Here is a 15,193-nt window from a genome sequence, read left to right on the forward strand (position 1 = left end):
CAGGTGGGAGGCCATGAGCAGGAGCGAGCACGCGGCCGTCGTCCGAGCCGCCCGCAAAGGCGAATCGACACGGGACCCCGCCATCGCGCTGCCGGCGCTGCACTGGGCCTGGGCCGTCATCGGTCCGCCCGGCGCACGCAGGCGCTACCCCTGGCGGGACGCCTTCCTCGACGTCAGGCCTACCGCTTTCCTCACCGACATCTACGACAGCACCCCACGCAACGACGTCCGCACGTACGTCCGGCGCGACGCCCGGCGGGTCGAGACGGCGTACCTGCCGCTTCTCAGCGCTTCACGTCCGTGAGGAACGCGGACCAGGCGGCGGTGGGGAATTGGTGGCCGAGTCTGCCGAGGTTGGCTCTGATCTCCTCGATCACCTTCGCGGGGTGGAAGAAGACGTCCGCCGCCGTGTAGCGGAGGAGAAGGCGGACCTCGGGGCACTGCTGGATCTGGTTGAAGCGGGCGACGTCCTGTCGGTGGGCGGCGCGGGTGCCGTGATAGGCGTAGCCCTCGATCTCGACGCCCAGGCCCTCGGGGCGGAAGAGGAAGTCCAGATACCGGCGGCGGCCGTCAGGGGTGTGCAACTCGGCCTGGCTCTCCGGGTGGAGGCCGGCGTCGTGCATCCGGAGGCGGGCGATCGTCTCGGCGGCCGAGCCTGCGCGTGGGTCGACCAGTTGGAGCAGGTTCTGGGCGGTCTTCCTGCTGCGGAGCGGGACTTTCGGTGCGGCCAGCGCACTCGTCAGGGTGGCGAGTGTTGTTAGCGGGGCGCGGCGGATGCCGTTGACTGTGCGCCGGGAGAGGGCGGAGTCGGCGGCGACGACCGCTTCGTCGCGGGCCTCTGTTCTCAGGAGGTCGACAACTGTCCGGGCGGGTGCTGTCAGGCGCAGGTCCCGCCGATTAGTTACGTCCTCCGGCGCGAGCCGTGCGCGGTGCACGCTTACGCCGGTCGCTTTCTTGTCCCGGCGTGTACCGAGCCCGGGATCTGTGAACTGCAGGGGGCTGCTGCTGTCCGCCGGGCTTCCCGCATGCCGGGTTTCGATGAGCCAAAGAGAGGCGGCACTTCGGTGACTGGCGACGAGATGCGGTGCCCGCCTTTGTACTGCAAGGCCAGCCGGCTTCAACCGCGACTGAGCTGAAGAGAACCCCGCCCTCAAGCAGTTCCCGCAAGTCGATCATCCCCACGGGCCGACCCTCCCGCAGGAGACGATCTGTTGCCGGGCCCTGTGGATAACACGGTGCGGTGAGTGGTGCTTCTGTCCCGGTGGGCCACCCTGTGCCGAGCGGCGGTGGGACGGAACTGCCAGTCACGGCCCCCGGACACACGCCGGCCGCGACGGCTCCCCCTCGGTGCCGTCGCGGCCGGTCCCCCGTGTGGGAGAGGGTCTAGCTGGGGTCGGACGTGATGTGCGTGTTGTCCGGCGTGACCGTGCCGTCGTCGTCAGTTGCCACTACAGCTTCTACATCTGTGATGTGCGTGTTGAGCGGCTTGATGTCGCCCGTCAGCTTGGCGTCGGTGATGTGGGTGTTGTCCGGCGTGACGACCGTCTCGTCCTTCGTGGTGTCGCTCATCCTGCTGCCTCTCTTGGAGATCGCGTTCAAAAGGTGAGGGCCCACCCGGTCACTCCCCCGAGGATGGCCGGATGGGCCCCACCGGCGCCGCCACTCTAGATCGCGAAAGTGGCGGCCTCACCGACGGTCCGTCTGCCCCCCGACGCGACGGCCCGATAGGAAAAGAGTGCCGGGCGGCGATAAACGATTGATGAACGCCCCTGGGGGGCGTGGTCAGGCTGCCGCCGCCGGGGTCAGCAGGGCCTGGACCTCCGCCGCCTCGGGGGACTCCAGCCGCTGGTAGATCTCCAGCGCCTCCGTCCAGCAGACCTGGGCGCGGCCGGACTGGCCGATGCCGTTCAGGGCCTTGCCGAGGACGGTGAGCACGTTGCCGCGCCGCCATTCGCCGCCGATCTCCCTGAGCGGGGTCAGGGCCATCTCGGCGTTGGCCGCCGCCTGGGCGGGGCGCTGCGCCAGGAGGTCCACCTCGGCCAGACGGAAGAGCGTCATGCCCTCCCACAGGCGTTGCCGGCTCGCGCGGAAGACGGTCAGGGCCTGCTTGAGATGGGAGACCGCGTCGGCGAGCTGGCCGTTGCGGCCGAGGGCCAGGCCGAGCGCGTAGTGGCCGTTGGCCGCCTTCAGCGTGTGCCCGAGTTCCTCGTACATCTCCGTGCCCTGACGGGCGAGGTCCACCGCACTGTCGGACCGCTCCGTCTGCAGGTGCAACCGGGAGAGGTTGCACAGCGCCGACGCGGCGCCGGAGAGGTCGCCGCAGGCGCGGAAGCTCGCGATGGCCCGCTCCAGGAACACCTCGGCCTCGTCGTAACGGCTCTGGTAGAAGGAGTAGATGCCGAGGAGGTTCGCCGCCCAGCAGCACGGCAGCGCGTCGTCGGCGGCCTCCGACAGGGCGAGGGCCTGCTGCGCCTCCTGGCGGGCCTGCTCGAACTGCCCCGAGAAGTGGCGGGCGTTGGCCAGCACCAGCACGGCCCGCCCTTCGGCCCGACTGTCGCAGGCCTCGCGCGCGGCATCCCGCAGGGCGGCCCCGGCGGCCTCGTACTCCTTGAAGTTGGCCCCCGATTCCGCGAGGTCGACCGCCGCCCACAGGAGATCCACGGCCCGTCGTAGCGTCGTACCGCCCGACGACTGCCGGACGCAGGCCAGCAGCGGTATCGCCTCGGAGTACAGCCAGTCCTGGGCGGCGCGACGGTCGGGGAAGACGAGTCCGGCGACGCCGGTCTCCTCCAGGTGGTCCACCAGCCGGTCGCCGGGGCGCTCGACGCCGTAGACGCCGGTGGCCGTGGCCAGATAGAAGTCCAGCAACCGCGAAAGCGCCGCCCCCGTCTCACTGGGCGGCCACTCGTCCCGCTCCGCACACGCACGCGCGTAGAGCCGCACCAAGTCGTGGTACCGGTACCGGCCGGGGGCCGCCGATTCCACCAGGGACGTGTCGACGAGGGACTCCAGGATGTCCTCCGTGGCCTCCGTCGAGAGGTCCAAAACGGCGGCTGCCGCGGCGAGGGAGATGTCCGGGCCGTCCGCAAGGCCCAACAACCGGAACGCCCGCGCCTGGGCCGGTTCCAACTGGCCGTAGCCCAGCTCGAAGGTCGCCTTTACGGCGAGGTCGCCGGCCTGGAGTTCGTCCAACCGGCGTCGCTCGTCGGCGAGTTTGGCGGCGAGGACGGAGACCGTCCAGGTGCGGCGGGCCGCGAGGCGGGAGGCGGCGATGCGGATGGCGAGGGGGAGGAAGCCGCAGGCCGCGACCACGTCGAGGGCCGATTCCCGTTCGGCCGCCACGCGTTCGGCGCCCACGATCTTCGTGAAGAGCTGGAGGGCCTCCTCTGGGGACATCACGTCGAGGTCGACGAGATGCGCACCGGCCAGGTCGACCATCCGGACCCGGGAGGTCACCAGCGCGGCGCAGCCTTCGGTACCGGGCAGCAGGGGCCTGACCTGGGCCGCGTCCCGCGCGTTGTCCAGCAGTACCAACACCCGGCGGCCGTCCAGCACCGAGCGGTACAGCGCGGCCCGTTCCTCCAGGGAGTCCGGTATCGCGGAGTCGGCGGTGCCCAACGCCCTGAGGAACGCGCCGAGTACGGTCTCCGGTTCGGCGGCCCGGGAGCCCGCGCCCTGGAGGTCGACGTACAACTGGCCGTCGGGAAAAGCTGTTCGCGACTGGTGGGCCACGTGGACCGCGAGGGTCGTCTTGCCGACTCCGCCGATGCCGGCCAGTGCCGACACCGCCATCACGCGGCCCTCGGCGGAGGCGAGGACCTCGCTCAGTTCGGAGACGAAGGCGGCGCGGCCCGTGAAGTCGGGGACCGTCGCCGGGAGTTGGTGGGGGCGGACCGGTGCCGTCACGGTCTCCGCCGCCGGTGCGGAGGGCTCGGCCAGGCCCGGGTCGGCCTGGAGGATGCGCTGCTGGAGTTCGCGCAGGCCGGGGCGCGGGTCCACGCCCAGCTCGTCGGCGAGCAGGCGCCGGGTGTCCGCGTAGACGGCGAGGGCCTCCGCCTGCCGGCCGGAGCGGTAGAGGGCGAGCATCAGCAGCTCGCGGAGTCGTTCGCGGAGCGGGTGGGCCGCGGTGAGCGCCGTCAGCTCGCTGATGGCCTCCGCGTGGCAGCCCTGCTCCAGGTCCATGTCCAGCCGGGTTTCGAGGAGTTGCAGCCGCCACTCCTCCAGACGGACGCGCTGCGCCTCCGCGTAAGGGCCCGGCAGCCCGGCCAGCGGCTCCCCGTCCCACAGCGCCAGCGCCTGGCCCAGCAGGTCCCGCGCATGGCACAGGTCACCCGCGGACTTCGCCTTCTCCGCCTCGGTCACCAGGTCGTGCACCACCGCCGAGTCCAACGCGCCCTCGGGCAGCCCCCGTACGGCATAACCGCCCGACTCGCTGACCAGCACCCCCGCGTCCAGGGCCTTGCGCAGCCGGGACGCGTAGGTGCGCACCGCGGCCAGGGCCTGTGACGGAGGGTCGTCGCCCCACAGGGCGTCGATCAGCTCGCCCGCGGTCGCCGTACGGCCCTCGCGCAGCAACAGCGCGGCCAGCAGCGCGCGTTGCTGCGGCGAGCCCGTGGGCAGCGCGACAGGGCCCCGCCAGGCACGTACCGGACCGAGCACACTGAAGCGCAGGGCCGTCGACTCCTCAGAGCCGGGATCGGGCCGCCGCTGCTCCGGTACTCGCGGTCCACCGTCCATCGCCGTTCCCCCTAGGCATGCCTGATAACTACGACAGTTTGCCTTGTCCGCGGCGGATGCGTCAGCTCTCGGAGACACCGCTCACAGGTGGCCGCGCGGGATATCACAAGGCCCTCACACGCTCTACGCACAGTTCCGCACACAACCGAGCATCGCGAACCCGTATCCAGCTAGCTGACGGGTCGTCAGATCGGCGCTACCGTGAGCGCCATGGACACCCAGAACACCGACCGGACACCCCTCCCGCCGATCATCTCCGTCGACGACCACACCGTGGAGCCCGCCGACGTCTGGCAGCATCGGCTGCCCAAGAAGTACCTGGACACCGGCCCTCGCATAGTCCGCGCACCGCTGAAGGAAATGACGTTCCTCGGCGGCCGGTTCAAGCCCGTCATGGGCGAACCCGGCGACGACGGACCCATCGGCGACTGGTGGGTCTACGAGGATCTGCACCGCCCGCTCACCCGCCTCGACACGGCCGTCGGGTACAGCAGGGACGAGATCAAGCTCGAAGTCATCACTTACGAGCAGATGCGTCCGGGCTCCTACGACGTCCCGTCCCGCCTCGCCGACATGGACGTCAACCATGTCCAGTCCGCCCTGTGTTTCCCCACCTTCCCCCGCTTCTGCGGCCAGACGTTCACCGAGGCGTCCGACCGCGAACTAGGGCTGCTCTGCGTCCGCGCCTACAACGACTGGATGGTGGAGGAGTGGTGCGGCCCGGACGCGCGGGGCAGGCTCATACCGCTGCCCCTCATCCCGCTCTGGGACCCGGAGTTGGCCGCCGCCGAGGTGCGCCGCAACGCGGCCCGCGGCTGCCGCGCCGTCGCCTTCTCCGAGATACCCCCGCACCTCGGCCTGCCCTCCATCCACACCGACGACTGGGACCCGTTCCTCGCCGCCTGCGCCGAGACGCAGACGGTCATCGCCATGCACATCGGCTCCAGCAGCCGCATGCCGTCCACCTCCGCCGACGCACCGCCCGCCGTCGGCTCCACGATCACCTTCGCCAACTGCTGCTACTCGATGGTGGATTGGCTGATGAGCGGCAAGTTCGAACGCTTCCCCGACCTCAAGGTCATGTACGCCGAGGGGCAGATCGGCTGGATCCCCTACATCCTGGAGCGCGCCGACGTCGTCTGGGAGGAGAACCGCGCCTGGGGCGGCGTCGCCGACAAGGTCCACCGCCCGCCGTCCGAACTCTTCACCGAGCACGTCTACGGCTGCTTCTTCGACGACGCGTTCGGGCTCCGCAACCTGGACTCCATCGGCGTAGGCAATGTGCTGTACGAGACCGACTACCCCCACTCCGACTCCACTTGGCCCAAGTCCCGCGAGGTCGGCGAGGCACAGATGGGCCACCTGGCGCCGGACGTGGTCGAGCGGATCGTGCGCGGGAACGCCATCGACCTGCTGGGCCTGACACCCGAAGGCCTGTGGGAGGCCCCCAAGTGAGCGCCCTCGCCTACGGCATCCAGCTCCCCGTCCAGTCCCAGAGCACCATCTACGCCGAACCCTGGGAGGCCGACGCCGGCCCCGTCGACCTCGTCGAGATCGCCCGCGCCGCCGAGCGCGCGGGCTTCGACTACATCGCGAGCTGCGACCACGTGGCGATCCCGCGCCGCCTGGCCCCCGCCATGAGCACGATCTGGTACGACCCGGTCGCCACCCTTGCCTATCTGGCGGGCGTGACGGAACGCGTCCGACTGCTCAGCCATGTCGCGGTCGTGGGCCTGCGCCACCCCCTGATCAGCGCCAAGCAGTACGCCACCCTCGACCACCTCAGCGGGGGACGCCTGATCCTCGGGGTCGGCGCCGGGCACGTACAGGAGGAGTTCGAGGTGCTCGGGGTCGACTTCGAGCGCCGCGGGCCCGTCCTCGACGAGTCGATCGACGCCCTGCGTGCGGCCCTCGGCCCCGACGAATTCCCCGAGCACCACGGCAAGTTGTACGACTTCGAGGGGCTCGGGCAGCGGCCCCGCCCCGCGCGGGAACACGTCCCGCTCTGGGTCGGCGGATCGTCCCCCGCCGCCGTACGCCGGGCCGCGCTCAAGGGCGACGGCTGGCTGCCGCAGGGCGACCCGCGGGACCGGCTGCCCGCCCAGATCGCACGCATCCGGCATCTGCGCGAAGAGGCCTCCCTCCAGGGCCCGTTCGTGTTCGGCGCCATCACCGAGCCGCTGTACGTCGGCGAACCGGGGTGGGAGGTCGGCCGCCGCACCCTCACCGGCGCCCCCGACCTCCTCGCAGAGTCGCTGCGCGCCTACCGCGCGATGGGCGTGGACCAGATACAGGTGCGGTTCCGCTGCCGCGACCGTATCGAACTCATCGACCAGATAAGCCAGTTCGGGTCCGAGGTGGGGCCGCTGCTCTGAACCCGCCTCTCCTCGCTTCACACGTCTTTGATCACATCCTGTTTGAACACGGTCACGCCGAGCTGCGTATGTACGGACGTACGGACGTCATGGCTCCGGCGGAAGGACCCCTCACGTGCGATCCTCCGAGCGACTCGTAGTCGCCCTGGTCTCCGCCGGTTGCACCTGGCCGCACAAGGACTGGCCGGCCCCGGACGATCTGTACGTGGACCGTGTGGTGCGTGTCTCCCCGCCTTACCACCTGCTGGCGGAGACCGAGGCGGACGTCGTCGTGCTGCACTGCGAGGACCCGGCGGTGTCCTTTCCGGGGCTGCTGGACCTTCTCCGCACCCGGGGTGTCCCGGCGATCGTGGTCAGTCCGCGCCGGGACACCGAAGCGGTGGTCGAGGTGTTCCGGGCCGGGGCGGGCTATCTGGTCGAGGGCGACCGGTGCCCCGAGATGATGTCCACGGCGATGGTGGCAGCCACCCTCGGGCACACCTTCCTCTCCCCGTCCGCCTGCGACGCTCTGCGGGAAGGTGCCCGGCTGACGGCCGCGACCGATGACATGGTGCAGCGGCTGCGCGCGTCGCTCTCGCCCCGCGAGCAGCAGATCATGGAGTTGCTCTCGACCGGTCTGGGCGCACGGCAGATCGGGCAGCGACTACGGCTGAGCGAGAAGACCGTCCGCAACAACCTCAGCAACATCTACGCCAAGCTGGACGCCAGGAGCGGCACGGACGCGGTTCTGCGCTGGCTGGGAACCACGCCCGTGCTTCGCACCTGAGAACCTTCCGGGAGCGCCGGATCAGGGTGCCGGGATCTCCGTCAGCGGTATTTCCACATCGGTGACACCGGCACCGCCCTCGCCGAATCCGGCGTCTTCGGACCGGAGCGCCCTCGTGGAGTTCGGGACCGAGTCGGCGGCGGTGGTGTCGCATTTCACGTTCCGCAGCCAAAGACGCCCGTCGGGTGTTCCGTTGTTCAGGATCTGCGGATAGAAGACATGCACGGTCGCGGCGCCCTCGCTCGGCGCGAAGAACACCGTCTGCCCGTCCTGTGCCTCCTTGTACGTGGCCTTCAGGAATCCGCTGACGTCGGTGCGCTTGGCGGACCACATGAAGAAGGCGGTGCTGTCCGCCTGCACGGTGTCCGTGCGGCTGAACGCCAATGTGGTCGTCTTGTCGTCACGGGTGATGTTGATGGTCGACGTACTGAATTCCAGGCCGACTTCGAAGAGCGAGTTCCCGAGTTTCGTGCCTGCCTCGGTGACGGTTCCCTCCTCGACCTGGAGGGTGCGCGTCACCGACGTACTGACGTTGAAGGTCTTCGACGCGGTGCTCGTGGAACCGCAGTTGTCACTCACCGGGGAGACGCGTTCGTTGGGCCCGAGGCTGTTCGCCTTGAACTGGACGTCGACGAACTCGCAGTCGGCCAGCTTGTCGGAGTCCGCGGAACAGTCGGCGGTCACCTCGGACGGGGTGGCGGCACTCGCCTGGTTCATCAGCGGGACGATCACCGCGAGCGCGGCCACGGGGGCCAGAGCCAGGGTGATGCGCTTCTTCTTGCTCCGGTGGCTTCTGGTGCGGCCGGTCCGGGACATGGGTGTCTCCTCTGGGGGGTAAGGGAGTTGAGCTGTGGATTCCTGCTGTACGGCCGGTGGCTCAGCAGTCCTCCAGGACCGCCTTGGAGGTGCCGTCCACGACACCGGGGGCACCCGCGGCGCCCGGCAGGATGACAGGTCCCTCGACGACGTCCGGTGCCACGAAGTTCTGTTCGGGAGAAGGATTTACGGCGAAGCTGCCGGGATCGGCGTCGATACGTACCCGCCATTCGCCGGTCATGCGCTGCAGCTTCGGCGTGAACTCCATGTGGAGCACCTTGCCGACCGGTACGTCCCGCGCCTCCGTGTCGCCGGCCGTCGCCGACTTCACGGTCATGTCCAGGGTTCCCTTGTGCTTGGCCCAGGATCCACTCAGGAATCCGAACAGGCCTCCGCCGCCGCCCTGTTGGGTGGAGACGTACTTTCCCTGACCCTGGGCCGCGGTCGACGACCAGGTGATGGAGACCTTGGCCGGATCGGTCGCGTTCGGTTCGCAGTTCGGGAAGTCGATGGACGCCTTTTCGGTGGGTCCGTCGAAAGTCTCGAAGTTCGTCTCGACGAAATCGCAGTTGTCGGCCTGGAAGCCGTCCGCGAAGGCGCCGCCGAAATCCTCCACCGACCGCTGCTCGCCATTGACCACCGCGGACCTCTCGCACATGGTCATGATCTGGTCCGGCGTCTTCGCGTCGGCCGCGTTCGCCGACGGCAGCAGGGCGACGATCACCCCGCCGGTGGCGAGTGCCGCGCCGATCGCCACGTACCTGACTTTCCTGTTGCGTAATCTCCGCTTTGCCATACTCGGCATTGTTGAAGCCAAGCGGAGGTATGGCCAGAGTCAAATGTCCCTACTCCGCGGTCACTTCAAGTGTGCTTGTGCAAGCCCTCCCTCCCGCACCAGGATCCCTCGGTCACCATCTGACGCTTCGTCAGATACGGCGCTACGATGACCCGGATCCACCGATCCCGAGGAGGCCCGCATGGGCAAGCTGGACGGACGTGTCGTCATCGTCACCGGGGCGGCGCGCGGGCAGGGAGAGCAGGAGGCGCGGCTCTTCGTGGCCGAGGGTGCGCAGGTCGTCGTGGCGGATGTGCTGGACGAGCAAGGGGAGGCGCTGGCCAAGGAGTTGGGCGCGCTGTACGCCCATCTCGATGTCGGCGAGGAGGCGGACTGGGGTGCCGCCGTGCGGGCTGCCAAGGAGACCTACGGGCGGATCGACGGGTTGGTGAACAATGCGGGGATCCTGCGCTTCAACTCCCTTGTGGACACGCCCCTTGAGGAGTTCATGCAGGTTGTGCGGGTCAACCAGGTCGGCTGCTTCCTCGGGATCAAGACCGTGGCCCCGGCGATGGAGGACGGCGGCACGATCGTCAACACTGCCTCGTACACGGCGGTGACGGGGATGGCGGCCGTGGGGACGTACACCGCGACCAAGCACGCCATCCTCGGGCTCACCCGGGTCGCCGCGCTGGAGCTGGCGAGCCGGCGGATACGGGTCAACGCGGTCTGCCCCGGCGCCGTCGACACCGCGATGTCCAACCCCGCGCGGCTCGACCCGGACGCGGACCCGGAGGAGACGACCCGGGCCCTGGACGAGCTGTACCGCAAGCTCGTGCCGCTCGGCCGGATCGGGCGGGCCGACGAGGTGGCGCGGCTCGCGCTGTTCCTGACGTCGGAGGACTCCTCGTACATCACCGGGCAGCCGTTCGTGATCGACGGGGGCTGGCTGGCCGGGGTCAGTGTCATCTGACGGGCCGTCATCTATTGACGAATCTGACGCCACGTCAGAAAGTCGTAGCACTCATACGAACCATCTGGACTTGGGACGGTGAACCTCCTTGGAATTCGGGCTCTTTGTACAGGGATACGTGGGCAAGCGTGCCGAGACGGACCCGCTGGCCGAGCACAAGGCGCTGATGGAGGAGACCGAGTACGTCATCCAGGCGGACAAGTCCGGTTTCAAGTACGCCTGGGCGTCCGAGCACCACTTCCTGGAGGAGTACTCGCACCTCTCGGCGAACGACGTCTACCTCGGCTATCTGGCGCACGCGACGGACCGCATCCATCTGGGATCCGGCATCTTCAACCCCCTCGCGCAGGTCAACCACCCGGTGAAGGTCGCCGAGAAGGTCGCCATGCTCGACCATCTCTCCAACAACCGCTTCGAGTTCGGCAGCGGGCGGGGCGCCGGCTCGCACGAGATCCTCGGGTTCATACCGGGCGTGACCGATATGAACTACACCAAGGAGATCTGGGAAGAGACCATCGCCGAGTTCCCCAAGATGTGGCTCCAGGACGAGTACGTCGGCTTCCAGGGCAAGCACTGGCAGTTGCCGCCGCGCAAGATCCTGCCCAAGCCGTACGGCAAGGCGCACCCGGCGATGTGGTACGCCGCCGGGTCCCCGCCCTCGTACGCCATGGCCGCCCGCAAGGGGCTCGGGGTGCTGGGGTTCAGCATCCAGAAGGTGTCCGACATGGAGTGGGTGCTGGAGCAGTACAAGACGGCGATCGTGAACGCCGAGCCGGTGGGCGCGTTCGTCAACGACAACGTGATGGTGACGACGACCGCGATCTGTGCGCCGACGCACGACGAGGCGATCCGGATCGCGACCAGTGGTGGGCTGCACTATCTGCCGTCGCTCGTGTTCCGGTACCACGACACGTTCCCGCGGCCCGAGGGCTTCCCGGTGTGGCCGGAGACGCTGCCCGAGTACACGCCGGAGTTCGTCGAACTCCTCGTGGAAGAAGAGCTGTTGATCTGCGGGGATCCGGACGAGGTGCTCACGCAGTGCAAGCGGTGGGAGCAGGCGGGGGCGGATCAGTTGAGCTTCGGGTTGCCGGTGGGGGTGCCGAAGGAGGAGACGTTGCAGACGATTCGGTTGATCGGGGAGCACGTGATTCCGAAGATCGATACGGATCCTGTGCATCGGACCACGCGGTTCCGGGAGACGGCCTGAGGCTACCCGGGGGGTGGGGGCGTGTTGTCGCTGGAGTGCGCAGTTCCCCGCGCCCCTAAAGCAGGTCGGTCAGCGCATCGCATGCTGAGGAGGCAAGGTTCGTGCTCGATCACGTCATCAAAGGGGCGACGGTTGTCGACGGGACCGGCTCGCCCGCATTCGTCGCCGACGTCGGTATCCGCGACGGTCGTATCGCCGTCATCGGCACTGTCACCGAGGAATCCCGTACCCGCGAGGACGCGCGCGGGCTCGTCCTCGCCCCCGGTTTCGTCGACCCCCACACCCACTACGACGCCCAGCTCTTCTGGGACCCGTATGCCACGCCCTCCCTCAACCACGGCGTGACGACGGTAGCGGCCGGCAACTGTGGCTTCACGCTTGCCCCGTTGAACCCGGACCGCCCCGACGACGCCGACTACACCCGCCGGATGATGTCGAAGGTTGAGGGCATGTCGCTGGTCGCTCTCGAAGAGGGGGCGCCCTGGACGTGGTCGTCGTTCGGGGAGTATCTGGACGCGCTCGAAGGGCGGATCGCGGTCAACGCGGGCTTCATGGTGGGGCATTGTGCGCTGCGCCGGTATGTCATGGGCGCGGATGCGGTCGGCGGGCAGCCGAGTGAGGAGCAACTCGGCGAGATGCTGCGGCTGTTCCACGAGGCGATGGACGCCGGAGCGTGGGGCTTCTCCACCACCCAGTCCACGACCCACTCGGACGGCGACGGCAAGCCGGTCGCCTCGCGGCACGCGCTGCCCGCCGAACTGATCGCTCTGTCCAGGGCTGTTGGCGAGCACGAGGGGACACAGATCGAGGCGATCGTCGCCGGGTGTCTGGATCAGTTCAGTGACCCGGAGATCGATCTGTTCGTCGAGATGAGCGCGGTGGCCGGGCGTCCGCTGAACTGGAACGTGCTGACGGTGGACGCGGCCGTGCCCGAGCGGGTGCCCCGGCAGTTGTTCGCGAGTGAACGGGCGCGGAAGGCCGGCGGCCGGGTCGTCGCGCTGACCATGCCCATCCTCACGCCGATGAACATGTCCCTCGGCACCTTCTGCGCGCTGAACCTGATACCCGGGTGGGGGCCGATCCTGGGCCTGCCCGTGCCCGAGCGGATCGCGAAGCTGCGTGAGCCGGACGTACGAGCCGAGATGCTGCGGAACGCCAACAGCAAGGAGGCGGGCGTCTTTCGGCGGCTCGCGAACTTCGGCAGGTATGTCATCGGGGACACGTACAGCGCGGCCAACGAGGGGCTGACCGGGCGGGTGGTGAAGGACATCGCCGCCGAACGCGGGCAGGAGCCCTTCGAGTGCCTGGTCGAGATCTGCGCGGCCGACGAACTCCGTACGGTCCTCTGGCCGATGCCGTCCGACAACGACCCCGCCTCCTGGGCGCTGCGCGCGGAGACCTGGCAGCACGAGGACGTGCTGCTCGGCGGGTCCGACGCGGGGGCGCATCTGGACCGGATGTGCGGGGCGCCGTACACGACCCGGTTCATCGGGGACTGTCTGCGCGGGCGGAAGCTGGTCGGGCTCGAGCGGGCGGTGAAGATGCTGACCGACGATCCGGCGCGGCTGTTCGGGCTGCGGGAACGCGGGCAGGTGCGGGAGGGCTGGCATGCGGATCTGGTGCTCTTCGACCCGGATCGGATCGACGCGGGCAAGGCCACCCTGGTGCACGACCTGCCGGGTGACAGTCCGCGCCTGGACTCCAAGGCGATCGGCGTACGGGCCGTATGGGTCAACGGAGTCGAGGCGATCCGCGACGACGTGGTGAGCGGGTCCGTGCCGGGGCGGGTGCTGCGGTCGGGGCGGGACACCAGGACGGTGAGCACCAGGTGAGTTCCCAAGTGGCCGACGGGCAGCGGCTGTTCGTCGGCGGGGAGTGGGTCGAGCCGGACGGCGGGCACTACGCCGTGGTCGATCCGGCGACCGAGGAGACCGTGGGGTGGGCGCCGGAGGCGTCGCGGGATCAGGTGCACGCGGCTGCCGCCGCGGCTCGCGAGGCCTTGGGGTCGTGGTCGCGCACCCCGGCCGAGGAACGCGCGGCGATCCTCGGCCGGGCGGCGGACCTCGTCCGGGGCCGGCTCGTGCCGTACGCCGAACTCGCCCAGGCGGAGACCGGCGCCACGACCGGGACCGCGCGGGGCATGCAGGTGGGCGTGGCCGCAGCTCGCTTTCGGCGCTACGCGACCGTGGAGCCGGCCGAGTGGGCGATCCCGCCGCAGGTCAACGAGGCCGGGCCGTTCGGGCGGGCGGCCGTCATGGGGGCGCTTGCCGTACGGCAGCCGGTCGGAGTGGTCACCTGCATCACGTCGTACAACAACCCCTGGGCGAACCCCGCCGGAAAGATCGCCCCCGCCCTGGCCATGGGCAACACGGTCGTGGTGAAACCCGCGCCGCAGGACCCGCTGTCCGTCTACCGGATGGCCGAGGCGCTGGAGGCGGCCGGGGTGCCGCGCGGAGTCGTGAACGTCGTCAACGGCCGTGCGGTGGAGGTCGGCGAGGCGGCGGTGGCCTCACCGGACGTCGACATGGTCAGCTTCACCGGCTCCACGGCGGTCGGGCAGCGGATCGCCGAGGTCTGCGGGCGCGACATGAAGCGGCAGTTGATGGAGCTGGGGGGCAAGGGCGCGGCCCTAGTCTTCGACGACGCGGATCTCGCCTCCGCCGTCTCCGGGATCGGTACGACCTTCTCCTTCTACAGCGGGCAGATCTGTACGGCGCCGACGCGGGTGCTGGCCCAGCGCGGCGTGTACGACCGGCTCGTCGAGCAACTGGTCGCCTACGCCGGTCGGTTGAAGGTCGGCGACCCACGCACCCCGGACACCGTCGTCGGACCGGTTATCTCGGCGGCGCACCGGGAGCGCGTCGAGTCGTACGTCGAACTGGGCCGGAAGGAGGGCGCGGTGGTGATCACGGGCGGCGAACGCCCTTCCACCGGCCCGGGTTTCCTGGTCGCCCCCACCGTCCTCGCCGACTGCACCCCCGAGATGCGGGTCGTCCGCGAGGAGATCTTCGGCCCGGTGGTCGTCGTCGTCCCCTTCGACGAGGAGGAGGAAGGCATCGCCCTCGCCAACGACAGCGACTACGGCCTGATCGACTACGTCTGGTCGGGCGATGTGGCCCGCGCCTTCCGGGTGGCCCGGCGGCTGCGGGCCGGCGGGGTGGGCGTGAACACCGTGGGGCGCAACATGGAGGCGCCGTTCGGGGGGTTCAAGAAGAGCGGGGTCGGACGGGATGTGGGGTCCTACGCGCTGCATGCGTACAGCGAGGTGCAGGCGATCGTCTGGGCGGGGTGAGGGGCGGACGGCCCTCCTGACCGCCCTCCTGGATGTCGCCGGCGCGCTGTCGGACCAGGCCCCGCCGGCCGTGCAACGGCGCGCGGTCGTCCGGACCAGACCGGAGTCGCAGGAACGCGGGCGCTCCGCCGAATCGGAGGCGACGCTGCTCGCGGAGGTCGGTGTCGCCGTCTTCCGCACCGCGCTCGAGCGCTGGACCGGCGAGCCGGACGGCTCGGCCTGCCGGCCCGTATCCGGGAGGCGGCTGCCGAA

The 15,193-nt window shown here is 69.6% G+C and carries 12 protein-coding genes and 1 pseudogene; 8 read left to right on the forward strand and 5 right to left on the reverse strand.

The window, feature by feature from the left end:
• The first annotated feature begins 13 nt into the window (after positions 1-13).
• Positions 14-304 (forward strand): hypothetical protein, encoded by a 291-nt coding sequence (locus ABZT04_RS01295; RefSeq protein ID WP_356051496.1) that lies wholly within the window; start codon positions 14-16, stop codon positions 302-304.
• Here ABZT04_RS01295 and ABZT04_RS01300 read toward each other — a convergent pair.
• The 3 genes from ABZT04_RS01300 to ABZT04_RS01310 all read right to left on the reverse strand — a co-directional run bounded on the left by ABZT04_RS01300 (position 285) and on the right by ABZT04_RS01310 (position 4,737).
• Positions 285-935 (reverse strand): hypothetical protein, encoded by a 651-nt coding sequence (locus tag ABZT04_RS01300; protein WP_356051498.1) that lies wholly within the window; start codon positions 933-935, stop codon positions 285-287. The two genes, ABZT04_RS01295 and ABZT04_RS01300, sit on opposite strands and share 20 nt — an antisense overlap.
• Positions 936-1,383: 448 nt before the next feature.
• The gene (locus ABZT04_RS01305; RefSeq protein WP_356051500.1) at positions 1,384-1,569 is read right to left on the reverse strand and encodes a hypothetical protein; all 186 of its coding nucleotides are present in this window, start codon (positions 1,567-1,569) and stop codon (positions 1,384-1,386) included.
• A 213-nt stretch (positions 1,570-1,782) separates the two neighbouring features.
• Complete coding sequence (locus ABZT04_RS01310; RefSeq protein WP_356051502.1) at positions 1,783-4,737, reverse strand: BTAD domain-containing putative transcriptional regulator; 2,955 nt, start codon at positions 4,735-4,737, stop codon at positions 1,783-1,785.
• Positions 4,738-4,947: 210 nt separating this feature from the next.
• On the opposite strand from ABZT04_RS01310, the gene ABZT04_RS01315 reads away from it, so the two are divergent.
• The 3 genes from ABZT04_RS01315 (at position 4,948) to ABZT04_RS01325 (ending at position 7,878) form a co-directional block, all read left to right on the forward strand.
• Complete coding sequence (locus ABZT04_RS01315) at positions 4,948-6,192, forward strand: amidohydrolase family protein (protein WP_356051505.1); 1,245 nt, start codon at positions 4,948-4,950, stop codon at positions 6,190-6,192.
• Positions 6,189-7,112, forward strand: coding sequence for an LLM class F420-dependent oxidoreductase (locus tag ABZT04_RS01320; RefSeq protein ID WP_356051507.1), 924 nt, complete (start codon positions 6,189-6,191; stop codon positions 7,110-7,112). The genes ABZT04_RS01315 and ABZT04_RS01320 overlap by 4 nt, the downstream gene beginning before the upstream one ends.
• A gap of 115 nt (positions 7,113-7,227) precedes the next feature.
• Positions 7,228-7,878 carry a response regulator transcription factor gene (locus tag ABZT04_RS01325; RefSeq protein ID WP_356051509.1) on the forward strand — a complete coding sequence of 217 codons (651 nt, stop codon included), beginning with the start codon at positions 7,228-7,230 and terminating at the stop codon, positions 7,876-7,878.
• Positions 7,879-7,899: 21 nt separating this feature from the next.
• Here the strand turns inward: ABZT04_RS01325 and ABZT04_RS01330 are convergent, their stop codons facing one another.
• Positions 7,900-8,694 (reverse strand): hypothetical protein, encoded by a 795-nt coding sequence (locus tag ABZT04_RS01330; protein WP_356051511.1) that lies wholly within the window; start codon positions 8,692-8,694, stop codon positions 7,900-7,902.
• A 61-nt stretch (positions 8,695-8,755) separates the two neighbouring features.
• A complete protein-coding gene (locus ABZT04_RS01335; protein WP_356051513.1) occupies positions 8,756-9,490 on the reverse strand; it encodes a hypothetical protein in 735 nt (244 codons plus the stop codon).
• Between the two features lie 181 nt (positions 9,491-9,671).
• Here ABZT04_RS01335 and ABZT04_RS01340 point away from each other — a divergent pair, with 181 nt between their 5' ends.
• The 4 genes and pseudogenes from ABZT04_RS01340 to ABZT04_RS01355 all read left to right on the forward strand — a co-directional run bounded on the left by ABZT04_RS01340 (position 9,672) and on the right by ABZT04_RS01355 (position 14,941).
• Positions 9,672-10,442, forward strand: coding sequence for a glucose 1-dehydrogenase (locus ABZT04_RS01340; protein ID WP_356051515.1), 771 nt, complete (start codon positions 9,672-9,674; stop codon positions 10,440-10,442).
• A gap of 88 nt (positions 10,443-10,530) precedes the next feature.
• Positions 10,531-11,649, forward strand: a complete 1,119-nt coding sequence (locus ABZT04_RS01345) for an LLM class flavin-dependent oxidoreductase (RefSeq protein ID WP_356051518.1) — start codon at positions 10,531-10,533, stop codon at positions 11,647-11,649.
• Positions 11,650-11,741: 92 nt separating this feature from the next.
• Positions 11,742-13,481: pseudogene (locus ABZT04_RS01350) on the forward strand (D-aminoacylase); the annotation flags it as partial.
• Entirely contained in the window at positions 13,478-14,941 is a 1,464-nt protein-coding gene (locus tag ABZT04_RS01355) for an aldehyde dehydrogenase family protein (RefSeq protein ID WP_356051520.1), read from the forward strand. The pseudogene ABZT04_RS01350 and the gene ABZT04_RS01355, both read left to right, overlap by 4 nt.
• The last annotated feature ends 252 nt before the right edge of the window (positions 14,942-15,193 follow it).

The sequence above is a fragment of the Streptomyces sp. NPDC005492 genome, from assembly GCF_040605995.1.
Classification (GTDB): domain Bacteria; phylum Actinomycetota; class Actinomycetes; order Streptomycetales; family Streptomycetaceae; genus Streptomyces.

What these genes read in the sequence shown, in the direction of transcription:
- ABZT04_RS01295 (WP_356051496.1), top strand. Translation starts at nt 14, where the DNA reads ATGAGCAGGAGCGAGCACGCGGCCGTCGTCCGAGCCGCCCGCAAAGGC.
- ABZT04_RS01305 (WP_356051500.1), bottom strand. Translation starts at nt 1,569, where the DNA reads ATGAGCGACACCACGAAGGACGAGACGGTCGTCACGCCGGACAACACC.
- ABZT04_RS01310 (WP_356051502.1), bottom strand. Translation starts at nt 4,737, where the DNA reads ATGGACGGTGGACCGCGAGTACCGGAGCAGCGGCGGCCCGATCCCGGC.
- ABZT04_RS01315 (WP_356051505.1), top strand. Translation starts at nt 4,948, where the DNA reads ATGGACACCCAGAACACCGACCGGACACCCCTCCCGCCGATCATCTCC.
- ABZT04_RS01330 (WP_356051511.1), bottom strand. Translation starts at nt 8,694, where the DNA reads ATGTCCCGGACCGGCCGCACCAGAAGCCACCGGAGCAAGAAGAAGCGC.
- ABZT04_RS01335 (WP_356051513.1), bottom strand. Translation starts at nt 9,490, where the DNA reads ATGGCAAAGCGGAGATTACGCAACAGGAAAGTCAGGTACGTGGCGATC.
- ABZT04_RS01340 (WP_356051515.1), top strand. Translation starts at nt 9,672, where the DNA reads ATGGGCAAGCTGGACGGACGTGTCGTCATCGTCACCGGGGCGGCGCGC.